This is a genomic window from Nostoc sp. DedSLP03, from assembly GCF_034530815.1.
In the GTDB taxonomy this organism is placed as follows: domain Bacteria; phylum Cyanobacteriota; class Cyanobacteriia; order Cyanobacteriales; family Nostocaceae; genus Nostoc.
Genome location: NZ_JAVRCK010000047.1, coordinates 60,969 through 67,813, shown reverse-complemented (window position 1 = coordinate 67,813; position 6,845 = coordinate 60,969). Strand labels below are relative to the sequence as shown.

Annotated in this window: 5 protein-coding genes; all 5 read left to right on the top strand. The window is 43.7% G+C overall.

Going from position 1 to position 6,845, the window contains the following annotated elements:
- Window positions 1–140: 140 nt before the first annotated feature.
- The 5 genes from RM368_RS22100 (at window position 141) to RM368_RS22080 (ending at window position 6,659) form a co-directional block, all read left to right on the top strand.
- A complete protein-coding gene (locus RM368_RS22100) occupies window positions 141–1,124 on the top strand; it encodes a quinone oxidoreductase family protein (protein ID WP_322696024.1) in 984 nt (327 codons plus the stop codon).
- A 184-nt stretch (window positions 1,125–1,308) separates the two neighbouring features.
- Complete coding sequence (locus tag RM368_RS22095) at window positions 1,309–2,382, top strand: gluconate 2-dehydrogenase subunit 3 family protein (protein WP_322696023.1); 1,074 nt, start codon at window positions 1,309–1,311, stop codon at window positions 2,380–2,382.
- A 23-nt stretch (window positions 2,383–2,405) separates the two neighbouring features.
- Window positions 2,406–4,247: a GMC family oxidoreductase gene (locus tag RM368_RS22090; RefSeq protein WP_322696022.1), complete on the top strand. Its 1,842-nt coding sequence runs from the start codon at window positions 2,406–2,408 to the stop codon at window positions 4,245–4,247.
- 4 nt (window positions 4,248–4,251) lie between these two features.
- Window positions 4,252–5,394, top strand: coding sequence for a cupin domain-containing protein (locus RM368_RS22085; RefSeq protein ID WP_322696021.1), 1,143 nt, complete (start codon window positions 4,252–4,254; stop codon window positions 5,392–5,394).
- 14 nt (window positions 5,395–5,408) lie between these two features.
- Window positions 5,409–6,659, top strand: a complete 1,251-nt coding sequence (locus RM368_RS22080) for a cupin domain-containing protein (RefSeq protein ID WP_322696020.1) — start codon at window positions 5,409–5,411, stop codon at window positions 6,657–6,659.
- Window positions 6,660–6,845 lie beyond the last annotated feature (186 nt).

Here is a 6,845-nt window from a genome sequence, read left to right as displayed (position 1 = left end):
AGTGAATCTAGAAACCCTTATAGAATAAGCGGTGTTTCTAATTCACATCAGACGTGAATTACGAATTATGATAAATTGCCCCTACTTGAGAATAGGGGTTCTGGCTAAAGTTTTGTGTCAGTTCTGTGAGGAATACAGTTATGAAAGCGATCGTTATGCATGAAACAGGGGGTGCAGAAGTCCTGCACTACGAAACTTTTCCTACCCCGAAACCTATAGCCAATGAGGTTTTAGTCAAAGTTCATGCTGCTACCGTAAATCACACAGATATATTTCACCGCTCAGGACAGTTTTACATTCAAAAAAGTTTGCCCCATATTTTAGGTATGGATGTAGCAGGAGAAATAGTAGAATTGGGTGCAGAGGTAACAGATTGGCAAATAGGCGATCGCATCGTTGCCACTTTTGAAGCTCTGGGAAGAGAAAGGAATGGTGCTTATGCTGAATACACCACCTTACCAACCAACCAATTACACTACATTCCCGATGGACTGAGTTACATTGCAGCAGCCAGCATTGGTTTAGCTTTCACAACCGCTTGGATTGCGCTATTTGATAACGGTGCGATCGCGCAAGCTGAACGAATTGTGATCCATGCAGCATCCAGTGGCGTGGGAACCTCTGCAATTCAAATTGGTCATTGGCAAAATGCCCAAGTGATTGCCATTAGCGATCAAAATAAGGCAAAGCGACTACACCAACTAGGAGCCGATTTTGTCCTCGATCGCCACTCTCCTGATTTAGTAGAGCAGGTAATCAAGATTACCAAGGGACAAGGTGCCAGCCTCGTCCTTGACTTAGTAGGACGTACAACGTTGCGATCGTCTATCAGTATGCTGGCAAAAAATGGGCGGATTGTTTGTGCTGGGACTCTCAGTGGTGATATAGCAGAAATTAATGTTATGGATCTACTGATGAAAAATGCCAGCATTCACGGTTCATTTGCTCTGATTCAATCCCAAGATTTCGAGCAAATTTTGCAACACTTCGCCCAAGGGATATTTCAACCTGCGATCGACTCCGTTTTGCCCTTACAAAAAGCGAGTGTTGCCCACGAGCGAATTGAGGCAAAACAGGCATTTGGTAAAATTGTCCTCGTGCCCGATCCAGAACATCAAGAATGAAATTTAAGGATTTTTTCGGAAATTAGTAGTCAATTTTCCGGAAAGACTAAGGCTATTATTGTTTCCATAAATACCACTTTTTTGTGTTACCCAGCAAAGCAACTTGGATTTATTCCAGAATGCTAATTGCTGCGATTTCTTGTGATTGAATTTGGTCTATAAATATCTACCAAGAGAAGAATTAATGGCTGTTGAAATCTTACAAACAGACGACCAGTACGTACTTAACCACTGTACTAAATTTCTTGCCAGAGATAATACAGATCCTCGCCATAACTTTGGACAATTCAATAACGATGATCCACGCTCTCACATAGCTGAACCTTGGCGATTTCCGATTATCGATAGTTACAGCGATGGTAGTGATTTTGTTAAAAGTTATTCTTCCAATGTAGTAACTTTCGTATATCAGCAACTAGGGGCAACACCACCAAAAAATATTGCTGTAATTGGGACTTTTGCCAACCTTTATGAGCCAATTCCACTCAAGCCTGTTAACTTTATCGGGGAACCCACAGGATATTATGCTTTATCGATTGTGGTACCGAAAGCACAATTTCACACCTATAAATTTATCGTCGATGGGCAGGCAATTATAGACCCAATAAATCCCCAGCGTGCCCAGCTTGATAACGGTCAATTATGGTCACGATTTTTTACCCAATTGTGTACTGAGCCATTGAACTTTGAAGACTGGGAATTTGACATTGTAGCTCGATTAGTAGATCATATTTTGCCTTTCCGAACCAAGGAAGGGGAAAACTTTTTGAACCGTTATTACAATTTTTTGGGTAAACAAGATAAACAGGTGCAATACGCCTATGCTTATCGTCTAGATGAATCGGTAGGAGCCGCAAACTTTATTGACAATATTTTAGCCAGGGAAGAGAATCATCATTTAATTGATTACAAAATTTGCTTAGGTCAAATTAGCCGGATATTGCGGCAGCGCAATCCTTACGTTGAGCCAAAAGATGTCTCTAAAGAGTTGTACATCGATCTGTATGACGAAATGGCTATTAACAAAGTCAATGGTTGGAATTATCAGGAATATCAAGAACCTCGTTTCTTCCTGCAATTACTGCGCCGCCACACATTTACAGGTGCATTTTCTCATCCTAAATATGGTGGAAATGTGGGAGGAACAGGTTGGGCTTATCTATCAGAAAGATATAGAGATCAGAACGGCAAAACCCTATTTGATTGGCGCAGGGCGATAGAAGCACCCCTTGGACTTAACAGCGATTATCGAGGCTAATTGATTTACCCAGGAGAAGATATATGCAAACAGAATTTGATGTAGTGATCGTTGGTAGTGGCGCTGGAGGTTCTCCCATTGCCTACACTTTAGCGAAGGCTGGGAAATCAGTACTGATCCTGGAAAAAGGCCCACTATTTCGGCCCCAGTATCAGAATCCTCAAGGGTTAAGTGACTTTAAGCGCGATGAATTGTTTGCTGATGGGCCAGAAAAGCGTATCCGCGTTCCTGGAGTTGCTAATCAGAACGAAGCTTTTTATTCTAGCCACGTTGAACCAGATATTAACGACGAGCCGCATATCTACCGCGATCCCAATGGACAAGATCGAGCCACAATTGAAGGCTATACAGCCCAAGTAGTGGGTGGTGGAACTCAACTTTATGGTGGTGTTTCCCTGCGGTTCACCCCTACCGATTTACGCTTACAAAGCTTCAATGCTGGACGTAAAGACTTAAAGAATGACCCGAATGGGGATGTGCCAAGAGAAGCGCGTGATTGGCCTGTAACTTATGATGAGCTAGAACCGTACTATGTGAAAGCTGAATACCTGGTAGGTCTTAACGGCACTGCCGAAAACCAGTTGAAGCCTTTTAGTAAAGATAGCTATCAACCGCCCCTAGAACCTAATCCAATTAGCAACTATGCGAAATTTGGTATGGACAAGCTAGGCGAACAATTGGGTAATGGTCAGCCGATTAAGCCCTACCGCACACCGCTAGCGGTGATTACCCGCGATCATCAACCCAGTGGACGCAAAGTTCCCAAAGATCCCGAAACCATTAAAACCAGTTATGTGAACCGCTTTGGCTGTCCTCTGGGTGTGAAATCAAGTACTTGGGTATCTTTACTCAGCCCGATCGCTAACCAACCAAATTTTGAAATTCGGACAAACTGCGTAGTTACTCATCTTGAAAGTGAGGGATCGAAAGTTAGCCGAGTCGTGTACCGCGATCCGAACGGCAAAACCCGGTTTGTTCAAGGAAAGTTGGTAATCGTCGCTTGTTCTGCCATTGAATCGATTCGGTTGCTGAAGCTGTCAGCACAGCTGAGTTCCGAATTCAATAAACGCATCAACCAAAATGATTTATTAGGTAAATACTTCCTTACCCACTGTTTTGGAGGTGCTAGTGCCCTGATGCCCACCCGCAGCGATAAAACCTTAGCTCTTGATGCTGATTGGGCAACCGATGCTTGCGCCACTGACGACTTTCTCAAAAGCAGAGGACTTTGGGCTGGAGGGGCAATCTATAACAATACTTCCGATCAAGCCTTACCTATTTCTCTTGGACGTACCCACGGTAGTCGTGATTTAGACACACTCTGGAAAGGTTTTATCGAAGATACCAGTTTAGCAGCTCAAGGGTTGACGGACTTTTTGGATAACAACATGGGTAGGGGTTTATCCGTCAGCTTTATGGCCAATCAAGTACCCCTGAAGACCAATCGGATTGAACTCCATCCGACAATTAAAGATAAGTGGGGTCGTCCTGTGGCTCACATCATCAAAGAATGGCACAGCCACGACAGATATCTCATGGACACCTTGGCGGAAATGTGCGGCCAGGTTTTGAAGTTGGGTGGTAATTCAATTCCAGGTGAATTCAAATTTGAATTTCAAGGTCAAGGTGGCGTGTACCTGGCAGAAAACGCTTTAGCACGGATTGCTAACCATATTCTTGGCGGAGCCAGGTTTGGTAATGACCGCAAAGACTCGGTGCTAGACCGCAATTGCAAAGTTTGGGACTTTGATAACCTCTACGTCACCGATGGCTCATTTATGCCGACATCGGGAGGCGCAAACCCCACGTTGACAATTCAGGCCAATTCTTTTCGGGTAGCTGACGAATTACTTAAGAGGCTTTAACTTTATGGACCCAGCATTTAACGACATTCAAACCAATCCGTGGAACGAGATTTTTAAAGTCGTCTTTTTTCCCGATCGCATTTACCATGCCGAATACCTCAACGCTACCCGCAGCCCCCGTTATCGTTACAACGTGCGAGAGGTTCGCAGCTACTTGGGGATCAATGCCCTCAAGGGAGAGGTATATCTGGATGGAAAATTTATCAGTAATTTTCTGCGGCTGGAATATAGATCCAGTCGTTTAGTAGAGCAAGTACGCGAGAAAAAACGGTTGCTCAGTAGTGGTGTGATTGCCTGGGTGAAGTTATTACCGGAAGATGAAAGCAAGAAAGCAGAAAGCAGGGTAAAACTGCACCATTGCCCGTGGATTGATGCTTACACTGTGGAGATTTGGGAAACTTTAGAAGCTCCCAATACCAGCTATCACGATTTTCAGATTTTGGATCAGATGGGACGCGATGGATCAATTACGCGAGTTAAGGCATTTAACCCAGCTTTGCGAGATATCAAAGCACTGACGCAGATCGAATTGGCATTTCGTGAAAACGATCGCAATTTACCCACTGGCTACCAAATTAGTGATGCTGATGCATGTTGGGATAATGACTATTCGCGATCGCACCAAGAACCCCGGACTCAAGAACCCAGTTCATCTCAAAACACCGTTGACGATCAAAACTATCTGATCAACTTTCAGCGCGGTTGGTTTTTGCAAGCACCAGACATTAAGCCTGTGCGCTATCGAAATGCCATGATGGATGGCGACAATCCAGATCGAGCAGACAACAACATTATTGATATGCGCTGGATTGTTCAACGAGAACTAGGCGGTTCCAACATCTTCTTCCACGAAGTGACAATTCCTCCCGGCACAGTTGAAGGCACTCACCAACATATTGGTACGGAAGAATTGTATTACATCTCCGAGGGAGAGGGCATCGCCTATATGCGTGCCGGTGACGATCCTGCAACAGATAAATACCCAACTGTAGAACGTCAAGTTATGGGACTGGGGAAACGCGAATTTAAAGAACTGCCAGTGAAACCAGGTAGCGTTATTTTCACCAAAAGCGGTGGGATGCATGGCATTCGTAACCCTGGTACAAAACCCCTAAAATTCGTTGCTTTCTTATATCACACAATCTAATCTTAACCTTTGCCATGTTTATTCTTCATTCTGACAGTGTTTTTAAAGTCGATCCCAATACCCCGCCTGAGTATAGTCGGGGTAATCCGCTGCTGAAGTTGCTGAACTTTCTCGAACGTGCCCAACTAGCGGCTGAACGTGATTTCTATTTGAGTGGGGAGTTCCAATATTTATTTCCCTATGAATCCCTAGTTTTATATGGGCCTCAGGGGAATGATGCTAATATTCTCGACCCGGCTCAACAGGACAATAAAACAGATTTCCAAAAGCAAAATGTCAAAGATTTCGTTAGTACCGACACCTTTTTGACTCGAGGTTTGGTGACTGTGGGAGAGTGGACAGGGCCATTTTTGCGAGTTTCTTACCGTGGCGGCCCTGATAGTAAATTATCCATTGCTGCCAACCATAAACTAGGAGAAAAAATTAAGCTCTGGATTAAAGTTGCAGGTGTGGCAACTCCAGCGTTGATTTTGGTGCCGTATAATCCCTTAAGCGATCGCTATGAAGTTGAGTTTTGGGGTTATCCAGGCAACGATTTACGAAATCAACTAGACGATAAAGGACGTAATGCCCTAGATCGCGGTGAACTCCAGGTACGAAATGATTTAGTACATGGCAACATAGCAGACTTCAACCGGGAAGCATTAAGCGATCGCTATATACTAGATGTCGCCCCCACAAACACCATGCATCCTATATTACCTCTGCATGTAGAGCTTGCTTGGGCAGATTTTAGCGAAAAAATTTGGGACTCCCAAAATGGGGCAAATTACCACTACGAATTCAATATGATCCTCCGAGGATGGGATCACTTTTTAGGAACAGGTATCAGTCCTAACCCTCACGGTGGTGTTGGCTTTTTGGAATATCGCAATTTGATGTCTAATTATGGGCGCTACTCTAATAAACCGGAATTGGGTCGCCAGTTAAACTCATGGAACTTCAACGCCTTTGGTACTAAGAATCATGGCAACAGTTTTGAACGATTCTTTGCCGTAGATTACATGGATTTACACGTCCTCAATCCTAGCTGTGGGATTGGTTTACATCGCCATCGTGATAACCAAGAAGTTTTTCTGATGATGGATGGCCAAGGCTTTATGGTAGTAGGAGATTGGTGCAAAATGCCAGAGCGAGAACGCTGCTTTGAAATCCGTACACTACAAGCTGGACACTTTGCCATGCTCAAAGGTGGTAATCTCCACGCTTTAATGAATGCTACTGATGAACAAGTTTCTCTGTTTATGTTTGGGGGATATGATTAATGTAAATTTGGTTGCATTATTAGAACACGAATAGATCATTTGCTCGGTGTTCCTAGTTATTCCAAATATTGGGTAAATATTCCCAGCAACTAAAGAAATACCTGGACAGTGATAACCGATACCTATTAGATTTTGGATTTCATCTGGCTGTAATTAAACACCAGAAGCAATGTACATTTTTTCGCA